Source organism: Streptomyces sp. N35 (genome assembly GCF_016464295.1).
GTDB lineage: Bacteria > Actinomycetota > Actinomycetes > Streptomycetales > Streptomycetaceae > Streptomyces.
Window position 1 is genome coordinate 1 of record NZ_JAEIMH010000179.1, and the last position, 903, is coordinate 903.

At 79.5% G+C, this 903-nt stretch carries 1 protein-coding gene; it reads right to left on the bottom strand.

Going from position 1 to position 903, the window contains the following annotated elements:
• Positions 1-816: FHA domain-containing protein (locus tag JAO81_RS41615; RefSeq protein ID WP_199553208.1), on the bottom strand; the 816-nt coding region annotated here is incomplete at its 3' end.
• Between the last annotated feature and the right edge of the window lie 87 nt (positions 817-903).

Here is a 903-nt window from a genome sequence, read left to right on the forward strand (position 1 = left end):
GGCGGGCGCGCCCGCGTGCGGCGACGCCTGCGCGGGCACGCGGGGCGGCGCCTGCGGCCCGGCGGCGCGCTCCCGTCCGGGGGCTGCGTTCGCGGAGGCGGCTTCCCCTTCTCGTACGGGATGAGCGTCCCCTCGTACGGGATGAGCGTCCCCTCGTACGGAATCGGCATCCCCTCGTACGGGACCGGCGTCCTGCCGTACGAAAGAGGCGCCCGGCGCACCCGGGTCCTGCGGGCCGGCCGCAGCCACCCGGAGATGGCCTTCCCCGTCCGGCGCCGTGGGCAGCGGCTCAGGGTCGGCCGACGTGGACAGCCGCAGCGTGGACTCGCCGATCCGCAGCAGCGCGCCGGGGGTGAGACGCAGCGGGCGGTCGGCGACGGGGGCGCCGTCGAGGACGGTGCCGTTGGTGGAGCCCAGATCCGTCACCGAGACGCGGCCGTCGTCGGCGAGCGTGACCGCGCAGTGGAGCCGGGAGACATCCGGGTCGTCGAGCGGGACGTCCGCGTCGGCGGAGCGGCCGATCGTGATCCTCCCGCCGTGCAGCAGATGGACACCGCCGGCGTCGGGACCCGCGATCACATGCAGCCGGGCGGCCGCGCCCTGGGCGGTCGGTGCGGGCTCGGCGGGGGAGTGCAGGGTGAGCACCGCGCCGTCGACCAGCGGGGGCTCGCCGATCAGGCAGGTCCTGGCGTCGAGCCGGTCCGGACCCGCGTACAGCACGACCTGCGCCCCGGAAGAGGCATCGGCGCCCGCCGCCGCGGCCAGGCCGGAGGCGGCCGCCGCGGGTGCGGTGCCCGCGGGCGCGGTGGCCAGCACGTCGGGGGGGCCGGAGGCGCCGCCCCCCCCCGGGCCGCGGGCCGCCGGGGCGGGCCCGGGGGGGGGTCGGCCGGGCTTGCCCGGCCG